Below are 18,127 nucleotides of genomic sequence, written 5' to 3' on the forward strand. Positions count from 1 at the left end.
GATGCGGAATGTTAATCGGCGGAAAGCCAACAATGGGAGTTAGTCATGACAATTTATAAGAGCAACGGCGACAGCGTTCCGGATCATATCCTGGCCATGGCCGAAGAAGCCAAGGCAGGCAAGGTTGATCGCCGCGAATTCCTGGCCATGGCAAGCGTCTTCGGCGCCTCGACGGCGATGGCTTATGGCCTTCTCGGTCTCGCCGATCCGACGCCGGCAAGGGCAGAAGAGGTAAAAGGCAAGAAAGGCGGCACGCTGAAGGTCGCGCAGTGGATCAAGGATCCCAAGGATCCTCGCAAGGCCGACTGGTCGGAAATTGCCAATGCCGAGCGCCAGGCGCTCGAGCCGCTGGTCAAGTATACGAGCGAATATACGTTCCGCCCTTATCTGCTGGAAAGCTGGGACGTGAACGACGACGCCACCCAGTATACGCTGCATGTGCGCAAGGGTGTGACCTGGTCCAACGGCGACCCCTTCACAGCCTCTGACGTCGTCTTCAACCTGAAGCGCTGGGCCGACAAGAAGGCCGAAGGCAATTCGATGCCCGGCCGTCTCGGCTCGCTGGTCAAGGATGACAAGCTCGACGAAAGCGCCGTGACCATGCCGGACGACCACACGGTCGTGCTCAAGCTCGGCAAGCCTGACATCGCGCTCATCCCCAACATGTGCGACTATCCCGGCCTGATCGTCCACAAGACTTTCGACGAGAAGGGCGGCGACTTCAAGAACTGCCCGATCGGCACCGGTCCATTTGAGCTCGTCTCCTACGACGTCGGCCAGAAAGTCGTCTACAAGCGCCGCGAAGACAACAAGTGGTGGGACGGCGAAGTGTTCCTCGACGGCATCGAATTCATCGACTACGGCACCGATCCGGCGGCCATGGTCAGCGCTTTCGAGGCTGGAGAAGTGCACACCAATTTCGAAACGTCGGCCGACTATGTGTCGATCCTCGACAAGATGGACCTGGTCAAGTCGGAAATCGTCACGGCTTCGACCATCGTCTGCCGCACCAACGTCAACAACAAGCCCTATGGCGACCAGAAGGTGCGCAATGCGTTGCAGCTCGCGGTCGACAACAATGTCGTCCTGCAGCTCGGCTATGGCAATGCCGGCTCGGTCGCCGAAAACCACCATGTCTGCTCGATCCATCCGGAATATTACGAACTGCCTAAGGTTGCCCGTGATCCGGCCAAGGCGAAGGCGCTGATGGCGGAAGCCGGCCAAGCCGACTTCGAACACGAGCTGATCACCGTCGACGAAGACTGGCACAAGAACACCGGCGACGCGATCGCCGCCCAGCTGCGGGAGGCCGGGATCAAGGTGAAGCGCACGGTGCTGCCGGGCTCGACGTTCTGGAACGACTGGACGAAGTATCCGCTGTCAATGACCAACTGGAACATGCGTCCGCTCGGCGTCCAGGTTCTGGCCATCGCCTATCGCACCGGCGAGGCCTGGAACGAGGCTGGCTGGTCGAACCGCGACTGGGATGCCAAGCTCAATGCGGCACTCGCCGTTGCCGACGCTGCCAAGCGCAAGGAAATGATGAAGGACATCGAGGAGATCCTGCAGGCTTCCGGCATCATCATCCAGCCCTACTGGCGCAAGCTCTACAGCCACTCGGTCAAGGCGGTGCAAAACTACAAGATGCATCCGACCTTCGAGCGCGACTACGGCAAGGTCTGGCTCGATCAGGCCTGATCGATCGGGCCGGGGAAAGGGGCATTGCCCCTTTCCCTCCCTCTCTGCGTCGCCATTGCAGGTTCGTCCGCAAAAAATACGGACTCACCCGGGAAGGCCATGCAATAAAAACAGGGTTGATCGCATTCGAGGGCCTGTTTGACGGCCAGTCCGCCGGTGACGGCAGGCGAGGCTTTGAAGCCGGCTCAAAACCCAACCCCATCGGCAGGGGGCCGCCATGCTTTCTTTCGTTCTCAGGCGTCTCGGCACCATGGCATTGACGATGCTGTGCCTGACGATGATCGTCTTCTTCCTGATCAACCTCGAACCCAATCTGAAGAAGCTGGCGATCAGCCAGACGGAAATGCACACTTCGGCCGAACAGCTGGAGGACTGGCTGATCAACCATGGCTACCGGCAGAATTTCTTCGTCCGCTACGGACAGTGGCTGGGCCTGCTGCCCAAGCAGCCGGTGACCGACCCGGCGACCGGCAAGCCGACGCAGCGTTTCACTTTCTGCAACGATCCGGCCGTACCAACTTTCTCCGGCGTCCTCGAAGGGGATTTCGGTTGCTCGACCAAGTTCAAGACGACCGTCGCCTCCAAGCTGTTCCCGGCACTTGGCGCGACCGGGATCCTGATGTTCTGTGTGTTGGCGGTGATGGTGCCGGTATCGCTCTTGATCGGCATCCTGGCCGGCATGCGCGAGGGGTCGCGAACCGACCGCGTGCTTTCGGTGGCCTCGATCGCCTCGACGGCGACGCCGGAATATGTGTCGGGGGTCATCTTCACCGTCATCTTCGCCTCATGGCTCGGCTGGTTGAACGGCTCGGCCGCGTCGGCCAGCCAGGGCATCACCTTCTACAATTTCACCCTGCCGGTGATGACGCTGGCGATCTACGGCATCGGCTACATCGCCCGCATGACTCGTGCCTCAATGGTCGAGGTGATGACGCAGCAATATATCCGCACCGCCCGGTTGAAGGGTATTTCCTTCGGCGGCGTGGTGGTGAAACATGCGCTGCGCAACGCGCTGATCGCACCATTCACCGTCATCATGCTGCAATTTCCCTGGCTGCTCACCGGCGTCGTCATCGTCGAGGTGATGTTCCGCTACCAGGGCTTCGGCTATACGCTGGTCGAGGCCGCCGGCAACAACGACATCGATCTTCTGCTGGGCTGTTCGCTGGTCTCGGTGTTCATCGTCTTGATCACGCAGCTCATTTCCGACGTCGGCTACGCATTCCTCAATCCGCGCATCCGGGTTCAGTAGGGAGAAGGCGCATGCAAGCTCAATATATCGGCGCCTCCACCATCATCCTCGAAGTGCTGTGGCGCTTCTGGCCGGTCTGGGTCGCGCTTTTCATCGTCATGGGAGCGAGCTTCCTCTACAGGAAGAAGCTGGCGCTCTACGGCCAGCTGTTCGACAGCGGCGTCGGCATCGTCGGCGTCGGCATCTGCCTGTTCTGGCTGTTCACGGCGATCTTCGCCTCGACCATCTCGCCCTTCGATCCGCTTGGCCAGATCCCGATCATGAAGGACACGCTGCCCGGCGCCATCGAACCGCAATCGGGGCTTGTCTATCTCTTCGGCGGCGACAAGCTGGCACGCGACGTGTTTTCGCGTATGGTCTATGGCAGCCAGATCGTGCTGATCATTGCGCCGGCGGCGACCGGCTTCGCGCTGATGGTCGGTATCACGCTTGGCCTGCCTGCCGGCTATTACGGCGGCAAGATCGACACGGTATTGTCGTTCCTGGCCAATCTCGTGCTGGCCTTCCCGGTGATCCTGCTGTTCTACCTGCTGGTGACGCCGGGCATCATGGACACGCCGATCCCCTATGCCATGGCCGGCGTGTTCTTCCTGTTTCCGATCATCTTCTTCAGCGTGTTGTTCTGGACACGCTACAAGAACCGGCCGGACCGGCTGTACATCCTGCTCGGCATCACCCTCATCGTCGGCGGCTGGATCTATCTTGGCCTCGTGTTCGACAAGGACCCGCTGCACATCGTCCACATCGATCCCAACCAGCTCAACATCTTCGTGGCGGTGGTGTTTGCCTCCAGCCCGGGCGTGTTCCGCATCGTGCGCGGCCTGGTGATGGATATCAAGACGCGCGACTATGTGGCCGCGGCGCAGACGCGCGGTGAATCGCCCTGGTACATCATGCTGTGGGAGATCCTGCCCAATGCACGCGGACCGCTGATCGTCGATGCCTGCCTGCGTATCGGCTACACCACCATCCTGCTCGGCACGCTGGGCTATTTCGGCCTCGGCCTGGCACCGGAAAGCCCCGACTGGGGCACGGCGATCAAGGATGCCAGCCGGCTGCTGCGCTCCTTCATCCATCCGGCGCTGCCGCCGACGATCGCGCTGATGTCGTTCGTGCTGGGGCTCAACCTGTTGGCCGACTCGCTGCGTGAACAATCGATGAAAGACTGATTGACGGGCTTTGACCCGCGTCTGGTACAATTTGGATTGGAGCGACCCATGAACGAGGCAGTTCGAAATCCCGCCAAGCCGACCAGTGGGCCGATCATCGAGATCGAGAACCTGTCGATCTCCTTTTTCACCCGCAAGGGCGAGATACCGGCGGTGATGGATTTTTCCTGCACGGTCATGCCGGGCGAGGCGATGGGCATCGTCGGGGAATCCGGCTGCGGCAAGTCGACCGTGTCGCTCGGCATCATGCGCGACCTGTCCAACATCGGGAAGATCGTCGGCGGCAGGATCAAGTTCCAGGGCAAGGACATGGGCGAGCTCTCCGACGAGGAGCTGCGCGCCATCCGCGGCAACAAGATCGCCATGATCTACCAGGAGCCGATGGCCAGCCTCAATCCGGCGATGAAGGTCGGCCAGCAGTTGATGGAAGTGCCGCTGATCCACGACAAGGTGTCGAAGGAAGAGGCCTACAAACGCTCCCTCGAAATGGTGAGCGCGGTCAAGCTGCCCGATCCCGAGCGCATGATGCGCTCCTATCCGCACCAGCTCTCCGGCGGCCAGCAGCAGCGCATCGTCATTGCGATGGCGCTGCTGTCGAAGCCGGCGCTGCTTCTGCTCGACGAGCCGACGACGGCGCTCGATGTGACGGTGGAAGCGGGCATCGTCGAACTGGTCAAGGGGCTGGGCGAGAAGTTCGGCACGTCGATGATCTTCGTGTCGCACAATCTCGGCCTTATCCTCGAGACCTGCGACCGCATCACCGTGATGTATTCGGGCGAGGCGGTGGAGACCGGGAAGATCAAGGACGTGTTCGACCGGATGCGCCATCCCTATACGCAAGGGCTGTTCCGCTCGATCCCGCTGCCGGGCGCCGACAAAAATTCACGGCCGTTGATCTCCATCCCCGGCCAGTTGCCGCTGCCGCATGAGCGGCCGAAGGGCTGCAATTTCGGTCCGCGCTGTCACCATTTCGTCGAGGGCGTCTGCAACGCCGCCGAAATCCCGATGGTCGAAGTCGCCGGACACGAGGGCCATTTCTCGCGCTGCGTACGCTTCAACGAGATCGACTGGGAAGCGCTGCCGCCCGGCGCCAAGAAGGTCAACGAAAAGGTCGTGCCCGGCGCGCCGGTGCTCAAGATCGAGGATCTCAGGAAATACTACAAGGTCGGCGGCAGCGAGGTGTTCGGCTCGAGCGAGGGCCGCGTCGTCAAGGCCAACGAGACGATATCGTTCATGGCGCGCGAATCCGAGACGGTCGCCATCGTCGGCGAATCCGGCTGCGGAAAATCGACGCTGGCCAAGGTGCTGCTCGGACTTGAGACGGCAAGTGCCGGCACCGTGACGCTGGGCAACAAGCAAATCCAGTCGACCGGCATCGAGAGCCGCAGCGTCGACACCGTGTCGTCGATCCAGATGGTGTTCCAGAATCCGTTCGATACGCTCAACCCCAGCCATTCGGTCGGGTCGCAGATCATCCGCACGCTGGAAAAATTCAATGTCGGAAAGACGGTCGCCGACCGGCGCAAGCGCATGCTGGAGCTGCTCGACCTGGTGAAGTTGCCGCGCGCCTTCGAGACCCGCAAGCCGCGCCAGCTTTCCGGCGGCCAGAAGCAGCGCATCGGCGTGGCGCGCGCCTTTGCCGGCGACGCCAAGGTTGTCGTGGCCGACGAGCCGGTTTCGGCCCTCGACGTTTCGGTGCAGGCGGCGGTGACCGAATTGCTGATGGACATCCAGCGCAAGAACAAGACGACGATGCTGTTCATCAGCCACGATCTGTCCGTCGTGCGCTACATCGCCGACCGCGTCGTCGTGATGTATCTCGGCTATATCGTCGAGCAGGGCACGACAGACCAGATCTTCGCGCCGCCCTATCATCCCTATACCGAGGCGCTGCTGTCGGCGATCCCGATTGCCGACACCAGCGTGGTGAAGAAGCACATCGTGCTGGAAGGCGACATCCCCTCGGCGATGAACCCGCCCACCGGCTGTCCGTTCCAGACCCGCTGCGGCTACAAGAAGCTGGTGCCCGACAATCTCTGCGAAACCAAGGTGCCGCCGGTGAAGAATCTCGGCGACGGCCATATGAGCCTGTGCTGGCTTTCCGACGACGTGCTCAAGACCATGGAGCCGGTCATCAAGTTCGACAAGGAACATGCCGCGCATGAGGGCGTGCCGGACGATGCGCACGGCACCGGACCGGGCTTGGCGGGGACAGCGCCCAACCGGCCACGTGGCAAAAAGGGCAGCGCGGAAGCCGACCAGATCGGGGACGCCGCGGAGCAGGGCGAGGCGGGCATGCGAGCCCGGCGCCACGAAGTGCGCGACGAGGTTTCGGAGACCGGTGTTTCGAAGCCGAAAGACACGACGCGGCGGCACTAACCTGAAGCAGGTATCAGGAGCCGCATTGCCGTAGCTGCGCGTCATAGTCGCGGGCCATCTTGTCGGTGGCCCGGGCGTAACCCTGCACGCCGGCGTCGCCACGGTTGCCGCGGCCATAGGCGCTCCAGCCGAGATAGTAGGCGAGGTAGAGGTTGTAGGTGTCGTTGCGCGCGACGCCGTAGCTGTCGGCTGTCTTGGAATGATACCAGCCGACGAAATCGACGGCATCGGCGAATTTCGTCCGCCGTGCCGCCCAGTTGCCGGTTTCGCGCTGATATTGCGACCAGGTTCCGTCCAGTGCCTGCGAGAAGCCGGTAGCCGAGGAGACGTGCTTCCAGGGGATGAAGCCAAGCAGCTTGGTGCGCGGCGGCCGGGCGTTGCTCTTGAAGCCGGATTCCTTGCGTACGGTGGCCATCAGCACCGGCACCGGCACGCCGTATTTCCGCGACGAGCGCTCGGCGGCCGACTGCCAATTGTCGAACCAGCCGTCATTCTGGTCGAAGACGGCGCAGACATTGTTGATGTGGCTGGGCGCGGTGGCGCAAGCCGAAAGCGCCAACAGCGCGCAAACCGCTACAATTTTACTAAAACTCGACCTACGCATGGGAGGAGCAATAGGCCGAAATCATAAAGGGAATCTTGCTGCGGCCGTTAACGCTTCGTCGGCACGAGCAGATGAGAAAACATCATATCAATATTCCGACGCACACGGTCGCCTTTTATAAACTGGTGTCGAGAAAATGCCGCCTTGGCTAAAATCACGCCGGCAAACGGCGTATTTCTGACAGACCGGCCGCACTGCCGAAGCTTTGATGCCGGCATGACCGAACCAAGACGCAAGCGCGGCGCCGAGCGCACCAGCAACAGGGGGCCAGCGCCCATCGCGCAGCTGCCGCCCAGACGGGTGACGAATCCCTATCCGCCGATGGCGCTGTTGTCGTCCGACCAGATCGAGGCGATCCATCAGGCGTCGATGCACATATTGGAGAATTTCGGCATCGAGGTGATGAGCCGGAGGGCGCTGTCGCTGTTCGAGAAGGCCGGAGCCACGGTCGACCATGCGACGGCGAATGTGCGCGTCGATCGCGGCATGGTGGAAGAGGCGCTGAAGACGACGCGGACCACTTACACGCTGACACCGCGCAATCCGGCCAAGTCGATCCACCTCGGCGGCAATACCATTAATTTCACCTTGGTCGCCGGGCCGCCGAACGTGCACGACATGGAGCGCGGCCGTCGTGCCGGCAACCTGCGCGACTATGCCGATCTCACCCGGCTGGCGCAGCATTTCAACTGTATCCACATGCTCGGCAATCAGGTCTGCGCGCCGGTCGAGCTGCCGGCCAACTCACGCCATCTCGACACCTACTTCACCAATCTGACGCTGACCGACAAGAGTTTTCATGTCTCGGCGATCGGCCGGGGCAGGGCGCTGGATGGCATCGAGATGATGGCGATTTCGCGCGGGCTGACGCTGGATCAGATGCGCGACGATCCCGGTATCGCCACCATCATCTCGGTCAACTCGCCGCGCCGTTTCGACGAGATGATGGCCGAGGGGCTGGTGACGATGGCCGAATACGGCCAGTCGGTGGCGGTGACGCCGTTCACGCTGATGGGGGCGATGAGCCCGGTGACGCTGGCCGGCGCCCTGGCGCAGCAGAATGCCGAGGCGCTGTTCGGCGTGGTACTGACACAGCTCGTACGTCCGGGCGCGCCCGTCATGTACGGCGCCTTCACCTCCAATGTCGACATGAAGTCGGGCGCGCCGGCCTTCGGCACGCCTGAAAACACCAAGGCCAACATCGCCTCGGGGCAATTGGCGCGGCGTTACGGCCTGCCATACCGGACGACGCCCGGCTCGGCTTCCAACGCCGCCGATGCGCAAGGCGCCTATGAGACGCTGATGGCGCTCTGGGGCGCGGTGCTCGGCCACGGCAATCTCGTCTACCACGCCGCCGGTTGGCAGGAGGGCGGGCTGACGGCATCGTTCGAGAAATTCATCATCGACGTCGAGATGATCCAGCACATGATGGAGTTTTTGCGTCCGATCGTGGTCGACGAGGCCGAGCTTGCCGTCGAGGCACTGGGTGCGGTGCCGACAGGCGGCCATTTCTTCGGCGAGCCGCACACGCTGGAGCGCTATGCGACCGCCTTCTACCAGCCGATGCTGTCCAACTGGCAGAATTTCGAGGCCTGGCAAGAGGCCGGCGGCCTCGACGCGACGGCGCGCGCGACGCGGCTGTGGAAGAAGGCGCTTGAAGACTATGTCGAGCCGGCGATGGACATCGCCGTGCGCGAAGAGCTCGAGGCCTATGTGGCCAGACGCAAGGAAGCGATCGGGCAGGGCGAGCCGTGATTTCAGCGTCCGCTCTTCCCGTCTCGATTCATCTCACCCATCCAACTCATTGATATCAGAGAAAAATCCATGAAATCGCATGCAAAGGTCGTGGTCATTGGCGGCGGCGTCGTCGGATGTTCCGTGCTGTTCCATCTCGCCCGTCATGGCTGGACGGACATCGTGCTGCTGGAGCGCGACGAGCTGACGTCCGGCTCGACCTGGCACGCCGCCGGCGGCATGCACACGATCAATGGCGATCCCAATGTCGCCAAGCTGCAGAAATACACCATCAACCTCTACAAGGAGATCGAGGAGCTGTCCGGCCAGGCGACCGGCGTCCACCTGACCGGCGGCGTGCTTCTGGCTGCCACCGAGGCGCGGCTCGACTGGCTGCGCGGGGTCGTCGCCAAGGGCCGTTATCTCGGCATCGAGCTGGAGGAAATCTCGCCGAAAGAGGCGGCCGAACTGATGCCGCTGCTCGACCCCAGCCAGTTCGTCGGCGCCGTCCGCAACAAGGAGGACGGCCATCTCGATCCCTCGGGCGTCACGCACGCCTATGCCAAGGCGGCACGGAAGCTGGGCGCCGAGATCGAACGGTTCACCAAGGTGGAAGACATTGTGCGCCGTGCAGACGGGATGTGGCGCGTCATTACCAACAAGGGCGAGGTGGTGGCCGAGCATGTCGTCAATGCCGGCGGCCTGTGGGCGCGCGAGGTCGGCCGCATGGTCGGGCTCGAACTGCCGGTTCTGGCGATGGAACACATGTACCTGATCACCGAGGACATGCCGGAGGTCGCCGCCTGGAACGAGAAAACCGGCACCGAGATCATCCATGCGGTCGATTTCGACGGCGAGCTCTATCTGCGCCAGGAGCGCGGCGGCATGCTGATGGGCACCTACGAGAAGGCCAACAAGCCTTGGTCCGAATTCTCCACGCCATGGAATTTCGGCCATGAATTGCTGGCGCCCGACATCGACCGTATCGCGCCGTCGCTCGAGGTCGGTTTCCGGCATTTCCCGGCTTTCCAGAACACCGGCATCAAGCAGATCATCAACGGGCCCTTCACCTTCGCGCCCGACGGCAATCCGCTGGTCGGGCCGGTGCGCGGCCTGCCGGGCTTCTGGGTCGCCTGCGGCGTGATGGCCGGCTTCAGCCAGGGCGGTGGCGTCGGCCTGGCGCTGTCCAACTGGATGATCGAGGGCGATCCCGGCGCCGACATATGGGCGATGGACGTGGCCCGCTACGGCGACTGGGCGACCATGGCCTACACCAACGCCAAGGTGCGCGAAAACTATTCCAGGCGCTTTTCGATCCGCTTCCCCAACGAGGAACTGCCCGCCGGGCGGCCGCTGAAGACGACGCCGGTCTACGACCTGTTGTCGGCCAAGGGCGCGCAGTGGGGCGTCGCCTATGGGCTGGAGGTGCCGCTCTGGTACGCGCCGGAAGGCGTCAAGGACGAGTTCTCATGGCGGCGCTCGAGCGACTTCACCCATGTCGCCGCTGAAGTGGCGGCGGTGCGCTCGGGCGTCGGCCTGTCGGAGATATCGAGCTTCGCCAAATACAAGGTGACGGGCGAAGGGGCCGCGGCATGGCTCGACCGGATGCTCGCCTGCAAGCTGCCGAAGCCCGGTCGCATGACCCTGGCGCCGATGCTCAAGGAAGACGGCAGGCTGATCGGCGATTTCACGCTGGCCAATCTGGGCGCCCAAGATCGGGAAGAAGCGGGCTGGTTCCTGGCCGGTTCCGGCATTGCCGAGCAATATCACATGCGCTGGTTCGAACAGCATCTGCCCGATGACGGGTCCGTCCCCATCGAGGCGCTGGGGCAGAAGCTCACCGGCCTGTCGATCGCCGGTCCCAGGGCGAGGGACGTGCTGGCGAAAGCCACCCGCTCCGACATATCGAATGCGGCGTTTCCGTTCATGGCCATAGCCAAGATGGATGTCGGCATGGCGCCGTGCCTGGTCGGCCGCGTCAGTTACACCGGCGATCTCGGCTACGAGATCTGGGTGGCGCCGGAATATCAGCGCGCCGCCTATCAGGCGCTGATGGCGGCGGGAGAAGAGTTCGGCATCGGCCTGTTCGGCTCGCGCGCGCTCAACGCGCTGCGTCTGGAGAAGAACTACGGCTCATGGGGGCGCGAATACCGGCCGATCTACGGGCCGCTGGAGGCCGGGCTCGACCGTTTCGTCGCTTACGGCAAGGACGCGGATTTCATCGGCAAGGCGGCGGCGCTGGCCGAGCGCAAGCAGGGCGGCAAGCTCAGGCTGCGCGCCTTCATCGTCGACTCCGACGATGCCGACGTCATCGGCGATGAGCCGATCTGGTTCGGCGGCGCGGTGCGCGGCTGGGTGACGTCGGGCGGCTATGCCCATCATTCGAAGAAGTCGGTTGCCGTCGGCTATGTGCCGAAGGAGATCGCCGACGAGAGCCACGGCTTCGAAATAGAGCTACTCGGCAAGCGGCATGCGGCGCGCATGCAGGCGGCGCCGCTGTTCGACGCGAATTTCGAACGGATGCGGGGGTGAGGGCTCACCCCCACATGGGGGATCACGCGTTGCGGCGGTTGTCCAGCGCGAAGGCGCCGGCGCCGGCGAAGACCAGATAGAGGAAGATGAAGCAGAACGAGATCGCCGAATCGCCGCTGTTGTTGATGGGGAAGAAGTCGCGCGGATAGTGGGCCATGAAATAGGCGATCGCCATTTCGCCGGCCAGAAGGAACGCGACCGGGCGGGTAAGTAGCCCCAAGGCGAGCAGAACGCCGCCGGCGAATTCGAGGATACCGGCGGCTAGCGGCAGTCCGCTCAATGCGGCGGCGGCGTGGTCGCTGGCTGGGAAATTGAACAGTTTCTGCGTGCCGTGCTCGACGAACTGCAGCGCGGTCATGATGCGCAGCACGGCAAGCGCCTGCGGCTGGTGTTTGGAGAGGCCATCGAAAAGCTTCATCTAAAACTCCATTTCAGCTTCCCGGCCGGCCATAGATTATCACCGGGCAACGGACCATTCACTTCCCCCGGCCTGCCATCAACAATTGGTGATTGGAAATGTTCCCCGGTCCGGCTTTTGCTGTTGTACCCGTCAGAGTTGCAATTATATCGCTATGGTTGTATTGATTGTGAGTACTCCAGACATGTGGGTCCCTTGCCATGAAAAAAGTCGCCATCAGCCTGTTCGCAATCCTTATGGGCACCAGCCTCGCCATGGCCGAGGACGCGGGCTGCGAAGCTTTTAAATGGCCGGTGACGCGCGAACAGGCGCTGTTTGCAGAGGCACCCTCGACACCGTCTGGAGCGACGCTGGCGGTGGGGGCCGCCGCGGACCTGGCGCTGCTGCCGGCCGAAAAGGCCGGCTTCGCGGTGCCGCCCGAACGCGCCCCTGCGGAGGGCACGTTCGGCGCCGTTGCCAGCGTGGCGGTGCCGCCGGACGGCTCCATCCAGATCAGCCTGTCGGGCGAGGCCTGGATCGATGTCATCCAGGACGGCAAGGCCGTGAAATCGTCCGGCTATAGCGGCGTCAAGACTTGCCCCAGTGTCCGCAAGAGCGTGCGCTTCAAGCTGGCCGCCGGCACAGCCACTGTCCAGTTTAGCGGTTCCAAGAAAGAGACCCTCAAGGTCGCTGTGCTGGCGCCGGAATGAGCCGACGCCAGCACGCGTGGTATCAGCGGTTGGCGTAGCGCTTACCGCACCGGCGCCATCAAAGCGAAATGCGCGCCTTGCGGATCCTGGCATTGCACGACCCAGCTGCCTCCGGGGACCTCCATGGGTCCCATCAGGATCTTGCCGCCATTGTCGGTCACGCGTTTAGCCGCTGCGTCGATGCCGGTGACATTGAAATAGAACTGCCAGACCGGCACCGGAATCTGGTCGGGCTTGTTCATGATGCCGCCACCGGATTCAGGGCCGGCGGTAAAGGTCTGGTAGATGCCCATCGGCCCCATGTCGAATTCGCCTGAATTGGCCCAGCCGAACTGGCTGGAATAGAAATCGAACGCGGCCTTCCAATCGCTCGTGTAGAGTTCGTGCCAGCCGATATGGCCAGGCGTGCTGGCCGGCACGACGGGCTGGTCCGGACCGTTCGGCTGCAGGAACATAAAGGTGGCGCCTTGCGGATCGGCGACGACGGCGAAGCGGCCGACGCCTGGAATATCGTCGGGCCGGCGGTGAACGGCACCGCCTGCCTTTTCCAGTGACGCTGTTGCCGCGTCGACATCCCTGGCGTGGATATAGCCCAGCCATGCGGGCGGCATGCCCATCTTGGCCGCATCCTCGGGCATCGTCATCAGGCCGCCGACGCCACGCTCGCCAACATTCATGACGATATAGCGCGGCATGCCGGGCGCCTTGTCGAAGGGCTGCGCCGTCCAGCCGACCACGGTTGTGTAGAAAGCCTCCGCGGCGTCGAGATCCGACGTCATCAATTCGTACCAGAAGAAGGGCATCGGGGATTTTGGCATGGTCGGTCTCCTCACCGTTGTGCGCCGATCGTCGTTCGATTCATCCTAGGACGATCTCGACGACAGAAATCCGACATCTGGGCTAGAAATCGGGAACGGCAAGGCGCAGCCTCCTGGCAATCTTGCGTGCCTTGCGATTTTCGCCTTTGCTTGGCTTCGAAAAGGGGGGCTCGATCCATGCGGCAGATGTCACTTACAGCTGAGCTTGTTGCACTGTGCCATCGTGAGGAGGCCGATCCCGGGCCTAGCGGCAGCTGGACGCAACTGAGCGACGAGGATTTTCGGAACCTTTCGGCGCGGCTGTTCAATGAAGCCGATGCGGGGCCGCTATGGGTGTTCGCCTATGGCTCGCTGATCTGGAAGCCGGCTTTCGAGTCCGTCGAACGCCAGCGCGCCACCGCCCATGGCTGGCACCGCTCCTTCTGCATCGACATGGTCCGCTGGCGCGGCAGTGTCGCGCAGCCTGGACTGATGATGGCGCTCGAACGCGGCGGCCGATGTGATGGCGTGATCTATCGGTTACCGGAAGGGGAGAAAACTGCTCAGATCGAAAGACTGTTGCGGCGCGAGATCGACGATCATGAGAGCGTCGCTTCGGTCCGGTGGGTTCCGGTGCGTACCGCGCAAGGGCCGTTGCGGGCGCTGGGTTTCTGGGTCGGGGTGACGGGCAGAGGCACTTCGCTCGGGCAGCCGCTGGAAGCCGTGGCACGGGTGCTGGCGCGCGCCTGCGGCCATGTCGGCTCAGGCGCGGAATATCTTTACAACACGGTCAGCCATCTCGAGGAATTCGGCATCCGCGACCGCAATCTCTGGACGTTGCAGAAATTGGTCGCCGATGAGATCAGGTCGATCCATGGCATTGGCATGGACGGCGGCCATATCCTCGCGTCACCGCCACCAATAACTTGACCGCAATTATCATGTTTTTATCCAGTCTTTTCAGCAACTTGCCTCAAAAATTGACCAATTGATAAAAAAATAAAACGTGCTAGCCTTCCCCAAAACGAAAACATGGGGAACTGAAAATGCCAGAGGGTCAGTTCAAAGAGGGTATTGTCGGCGGCCGCCTTGCGGCTGACCAATACGCGGACAATTTTTCCGACCTGCATCCGCCGCTCGATCATCACGAGGCGCTGGTCGAATCCGACCGCTGTTATTTCTGCTACGACGCGCCGTGCATGAATGCATGCCCGACCTCGATCGACATCCCGCTGTTCATCCGCCAAATCTCGACCGGCAATCCGATCGGTTCGGCCAAGACGATCTTCGACCAGAACATCCTGGGCGGCATGTGCGCCCGCGTCTGCCCGACCGAGACGCTGTGCGAGGAGGTGTGCGTGCGCGAGGTGGCGGAAGGCAAGCCGGTGCAGATCGGCCGTTTGCAGCGCTACGCCACCGATGTCGCGATGGCCGAGAATAAGCAGTTTTATCCGCGCGCGACAGCGACGGGCAAGACGGTCGCCGTGGTCGGCGCCGGCCCGGCCGGCCTTGCCGCCGCGCACCGGCTCGCTCGCCATGGCCATGACGTGACCATCCTGGAGGCGCGTCCGAAGGCCGGCGGCCTCAATGAATACGGCATCGCCGCCTACAAGAGCGTCGACAACTTTGCCCAGGCCGAGGTCGACTATGTCACCGCGATCGGCGGCATCGACATCCAGAACGGCAAGGCGCTCGGCCGCGACTACCAGCTCTCCGACCTGATCCGCAATTACGACGCGGTGTTCCTCGGCATGGGGCTGGGCGGCGTCAACGCGTTGCGCGCCGATGGCGAGGATGCGGCCGGCGTCACCAACGCGGTCGAATTCATTGCCGAACTGCGCCAGGCCAGCGACCTCTCCGGGCTGCCGGTCGGCCGCCGCGTCGTCGTCATCGGCGGCGGCATGACGGCGATCGATGCCGCCGTGCAGTCGAAGCTGCTTGGCGCCGAGGAGGTGACGGTCTGCTACCGGCGTGGCCAGGAGCATATGAACGCCTCCGAATTCGAGCAGGACCTGGCGGCCGCCAACGGCGTCACCATCCGTCATTGGCTGCAGCCGAAGCGGGTGATTGCCGAAGGTGGTAAGGTGTCGGGCATTGAACTGGAATACACCGCGCTCAATGGCGACAGGCTTGCCGGCACCGGCGAGACGCTGACGCTGGTTGCCGACCAGGTGTTCAAGGCCATCGGCCAGAGTTTTGTCCCGGCTGCCCTCAATGGCAGCGGGGCATCGATCGACCTCGAAGCTGGCCGCATCAAGGTCGATGGTGAAGGGCGCACGTCGCTCGCCAAGGTCTGGGCCGGCGGGGACTGCATTTTCGGTGGCGACGACCTCACCGTGTCCGCCGTGGCGCAAGGGCGCGACGCGGCTGAGAGCATCCACAGGAGTCTGACCCAGGGATAAGGATCATGGCCACGGTGGAACCGGGCATTGCCCGTCACTACGAGATTTCAGGCCTGGAGGAGCGAATCCTTGCCGCGCTCGCCGGTGCGGGTGTCGATGTTGCCCATTTGCGCGCCGGCGATCTCGAAGCGGTCGACGAATTCCACATTGGCGGCGTGGCCGCCACCAGGGACCTTATCGGCCAGCTTGGGTTGAAGCCAGGAGCCAGGCTGCTGGACATCGGATCGGGGATAGGGGGACCGGCCCGCTTTGTCGCCAACAATGCCGGCGTCGACGTCACCGGCATCGACCTGACGCAAAGCTATGTCGATATCGCGACCAGCCTGTCGAGGCGGACGGGAATGGCCGGCAAGACCCACTTCGTGCAAGGCAGCGCGCTCGACATGCCGTTCGCCAAGGCCGGCTTCGATGCGGCAATGATCCTGCATGTCGGCATGAACCTTCCCGACAAGGCGAAGCTGATGAGCGAGGCCGCCCGTGTGCTGAAACCCGGCGGCGTCTTTGCCGTCTACGATGTGATGCGGCTCAAGGACGACGATCTGACCTATCCGCTGCCTTGGGCATCCAATGAGACCATATCCTTCGTCGCCACGCCCGACGATTACCGCTCGGCCGCCGCAGCGGCGGGCTTCTCGGTGACCGCGGAGCGGCAGCGCGGCGCCTTCGCCATCGAGTTTTTCGCCGCGATGCGTGCCCGGCTGGCCGCCGCGCAAGCCGAAGGCAGGAAGCCATCGCCCGGCCTCGGCCTCGTCATGGGCGAGGACGCCCGCACCAAGATGGCCAACCTCATCGCTGCCCTCGAGGGCGGCATTCTCGCGCCCGTCGAACTGCTTCTTCGTCTCGGTTGAAAGGGACCCCTGTCATGGCTGATATCAGAAACAATTTCGTCGGTATCAAATCGCCCAACCCGTTCTGGCTGGCGTCGGCGCCGCCGACCGACAAGGCCTACAATGTCATCCGCGCCTTCAAGGCGGGTTGGGGCGGTGTGGTCTGGAAGACCCTGGGCGAAGAGGGGCCGCCGGTGGTCAACGTCAACGGCCCGCGCTACGGCGCGATCTGGGGCGCCGACCGGCGTCTGCTCGGCCTCAACAACATCGAGCTGATCACCGACCGCGACTTGCAGACCAATCTGCGCGAGATGAAGCAGGTCAAGATGGATTGGCCCGACCGTGCGCTGATCGCCTCGATCATGGTGCCTTGCGAGGAAGAGAGCTGGAAGGCCATCCTGCCGCTGGTCGAGGAGACGGGGGCGGACGGCATCGAGCTCAATTTCGGCTGCCCGCACGGCATGTCGGAGCGCGGCATGGGCGCGGCCGTCGGCCAGGTGCCGGAATATATCGAAATGGTGGTGCGCTGGTGCAAGCAATACACGCGCATGCCGGTCATCACCAAGCTGACGCCCAACATCACCGACATCCGCAAGCCCGCGCGCGCTGCCCATGCCGGCGGCACCGACGCGGTATCGCTGATCAACACCATCAATTCGATCACCGGCGTCGACCTCGACAGTTTCGCGCCGATGCCCACCATCGACGGCAAGGGCTCGCATGGCGGCTATTGCGGCCCGGCGGTGAAGCCGATCGCCATGAACATGGTGGCCGAGATCGCCCGCGACCCCGAAACGCGCGGCCTGCCGATCTCCGGCATCGGCGGTATCACCACATGGCGGGACGCCGCCGAATTCATGGCGCTTGGCGCCGGCAATGTGCAGGTCTGCACGGCGGCGATGACCTATGGCTTCAAGATCGTGCAAGAGATGATCGCCGGTCTCGAAAACTGGATGGACGAGAAGGGCCACCGCTCGCTCGACGACATTGTCGGGCGCGCCACGCCCAACGTCACCGACTGGCAGTATCTCAACCTCAACTACGTCGCCAAGGCGCATATCGACCAGGACGCCTGCATCAAATGCGGCCGCTGCCACATCGCCTGCGAGGACACCTCGCACCAGGCGATCACCAACATGGTCGACGGCGTCAGGCACTTCGAGGTGATCGAGGCCGAGTGCGTCGGCTGCAATCTGTGCGTCAATGTCTGCCCGGTCGACAATTGCATCACCATGGAGCCGCTGGCGGCGGGCGTGATGGACCAACGCACCGGCAAGCCCGTGTCGCCGGTCTACGCCAACTGGACGACGCACCCGAACAACCCGATGGCCAAGGTGGCGGCGGAGTAGGGTTTCGTCACGAGAAGAGCGCCGAGGGCGCAGCAGCTTTCCCTTCTCCCCGTCATTATACGGGGAGAAGGTGCCGGCAGGCGGATGAGGGGCAGCGCGACCTTTTGAGATAATCTGCGCACCGCACCCGCACCTCGGGCGTCACTGACGATCTGCGCAACCTGCCCTGGTGTTTGGCACCGGGCGATTTTCTATGATCTCAGTAATTGGATCGCAAAGTTGGCGCCGCCCCTCATTGCCCTGCCGGGCATTTCTCCCCGTATGGTGACGGGGAGAA

Annotated in this window: 14 protein-coding genes; 11 read left to right on the forward strand and 3 right to left on the reverse strand. The window is 63.1% G+C overall.

The window, feature by feature from the left end; all coding sequences use genetic code 11:
• The first annotated feature begins 45 nt into the window (after positions 1 to 45).
• The 4 genes from EN851_RS00495 (at position 46) to EN851_RS00510 (ending at position 6,498) form a co-directional block, all read left to right on the forward strand.
• The gene (locus EN851_RS00495; protein WP_135928305.1) at positions 46 to 1,698 is read left to right on the forward strand and encodes an ABC transporter substrate-binding protein; all 1,653 of its coding nucleotides are present in this window, start codon (positions 46 to 48) and stop codon (positions 1,696 to 1,698) included.
• Positions 1,699 to 1,915: 217 nt separating this feature from the next.
• On the forward strand, positions 1,916 to 2,950 hold the full coding sequence (locus tag EN851_RS00500; RefSeq protein WP_127277963.1) for an ABC transporter permease: 1,035 nt from the start codon (positions 1,916 to 1,918) through the stop codon (positions 2,948 to 2,950).
• 11 nt (positions 2,951 to 2,961) lie between these two features.
• Positions 2,962 to 4,119 carry an ABC transporter permease gene (locus tag EN851_RS00505; protein WP_127277962.1) on the forward strand — a complete coding sequence of 386 codons (1,158 nt, stop codon included), beginning with the start codon at positions 2,962 to 2,964 and terminating at the stop codon, positions 4,117 to 4,119.
• Between the two features lie 48 nt (positions 4,120 to 4,167).
• On the forward strand, positions 4,168 to 6,498 hold the full coding sequence (locus EN851_RS00510; protein ID WP_127873172.1) for an ABC transporter ATP-binding protein: 2,331 nt from the start codon (positions 4,168 to 4,170) through the stop codon (positions 6,496 to 6,498).
• Between the two features lie 13 nt (positions 6,499 to 6,511).
• Here EN851_RS00510 and EN851_RS00515 read toward each other — a convergent pair whose 3' ends face one another.
• Positions 6,512 to 7,102: a transglycosylase SLT domain-containing protein gene (locus EN851_RS00515; RefSeq protein WP_127277960.1), complete on the reverse strand. Its 591-nt coding sequence runs from the start codon at positions 7,100 to 7,102 to the stop codon at positions 6,512 to 6,514.
• 216 nt (positions 7,103 to 7,318) lie between these two features.
• On the opposite strand from EN851_RS00515, the gene EN851_RS00520 reads away from it, so the two are divergent.
• Together EN851_RS00520 and EN851_RS00525 are read left to right on the forward strand one after the other, a co-directional pair.
• The gene (locus EN851_RS00520) at positions 7,319 to 8,857 is read left to right on the forward strand and encodes a trimethylamine methyltransferase family protein (protein ID WP_127277959.1); all 1,539 of its coding nucleotides are present in this window, start codon (positions 7,319 to 7,321) and stop codon (positions 8,855 to 8,857) included.
• Positions 8,858 to 8,926: 69 nt separating this feature from the next.
• Entirely contained in the window at positions 8,927 to 11,368 is a 2,442-nt protein-coding gene (locus tag EN851_RS00525; RefSeq protein ID WP_135928306.1) for an FAD-dependent oxidoreductase, read from the forward strand.
• Positions 11,369 to 11,390: 22 nt separating this feature from the next.
• Here the strand turns inward: EN851_RS00525 and EN851_RS00530 are convergent, their stop codons facing one another.
• A complete protein-coding gene (locus EN851_RS00530; protein ID WP_135928307.1) occupies positions 11,391 to 11,786 on the reverse strand; it encodes a DoxX family protein in 396 nt (131 codons plus the stop codon).
• 200 nt (positions 11,787 to 11,986) lie between these two features.
• Here EN851_RS00530 and EN851_RS00535 point away from each other — a divergent pair, with 200 nt between their 5' ends.
• Positions 11,987 to 12,475, forward strand: coding sequence for a hypothetical protein (locus tag EN851_RS00535; RefSeq protein WP_135928308.1), 489 nt, complete (start codon positions 11,987 to 11,989; stop codon positions 12,473 to 12,475).
• Positions 12,476 to 12,516: 41 nt separating this feature from the next.
• Here the strand turns inward: EN851_RS00535 and EN851_RS00540 are convergent, their stop codons facing one another.
• On the reverse strand, positions 12,517 to 13,293 hold the full coding sequence (locus EN851_RS00540; protein WP_135928309.1) for a VOC family protein: 777 nt from the start codon (positions 13,291 to 13,293) through the stop codon (positions 12,517 to 12,519).
• 177 nt (positions 13,294 to 13,470) lie between these two features.
• On the opposite strand from EN851_RS00540, the gene EN851_RS00545 reads away from it, so the two are divergent.
• From EN851_RS00545 to preA, 4 genes are all read left to right on the forward strand, one after another.
• The gene (locus EN851_RS00545) at positions 13,471 to 14,202 is read left to right on the forward strand and encodes a gamma-glutamylcyclotransferase (RefSeq protein ID WP_135928310.1); all 732 of its coding nucleotides are present in this window, start codon (positions 13,471 to 13,473) and stop codon (positions 14,200 to 14,202) included.
• A 116-nt stretch (positions 14,203 to 14,318) separates the two neighbouring features.
• Positions 14,319 to 15,674, forward strand: coding sequence for an NAD(P)-dependent oxidoreductase (locus EN851_RS00550; protein ID WP_135928311.1), 1,356 nt, complete (start codon positions 14,319 to 14,321; stop codon positions 15,672 to 15,674).
• A 5-nt stretch (positions 15,675 to 15,679) separates the two neighbouring features.
• The gene (locus EN851_RS00555) at positions 15,680 to 16,522 is read left to right on the forward strand and encodes a methyltransferase domain-containing protein (protein WP_135928312.1); all 843 of its coding nucleotides are present in this window, start codon (positions 15,680 to 15,682) and stop codon (positions 16,520 to 16,522) included.
• 14 nt (positions 16,523 to 16,536) lie between these two features.
• Entirely contained in the window at positions 16,537 to 17,850 is a 1,314-nt protein-coding gene (gene preA / locus EN851_RS00560; RefSeq protein WP_127873165.1) for an NAD-dependent dihydropyrimidine dehydrogenase subunit PreA, read from the forward strand.
• Positions 17,851 to 18,127 lie beyond the last annotated feature (277 nt).

This window comes from Mesorhizobium sp. M8A.F.Ca.ET.208.01.1.1, from assembly GCF_004791315.1.
Classification (GTDB): domain Bacteria; phylum Pseudomonadota; class Alphaproteobacteria; order Rhizobiales; family Rhizobiaceae; genus Mesorhizobium.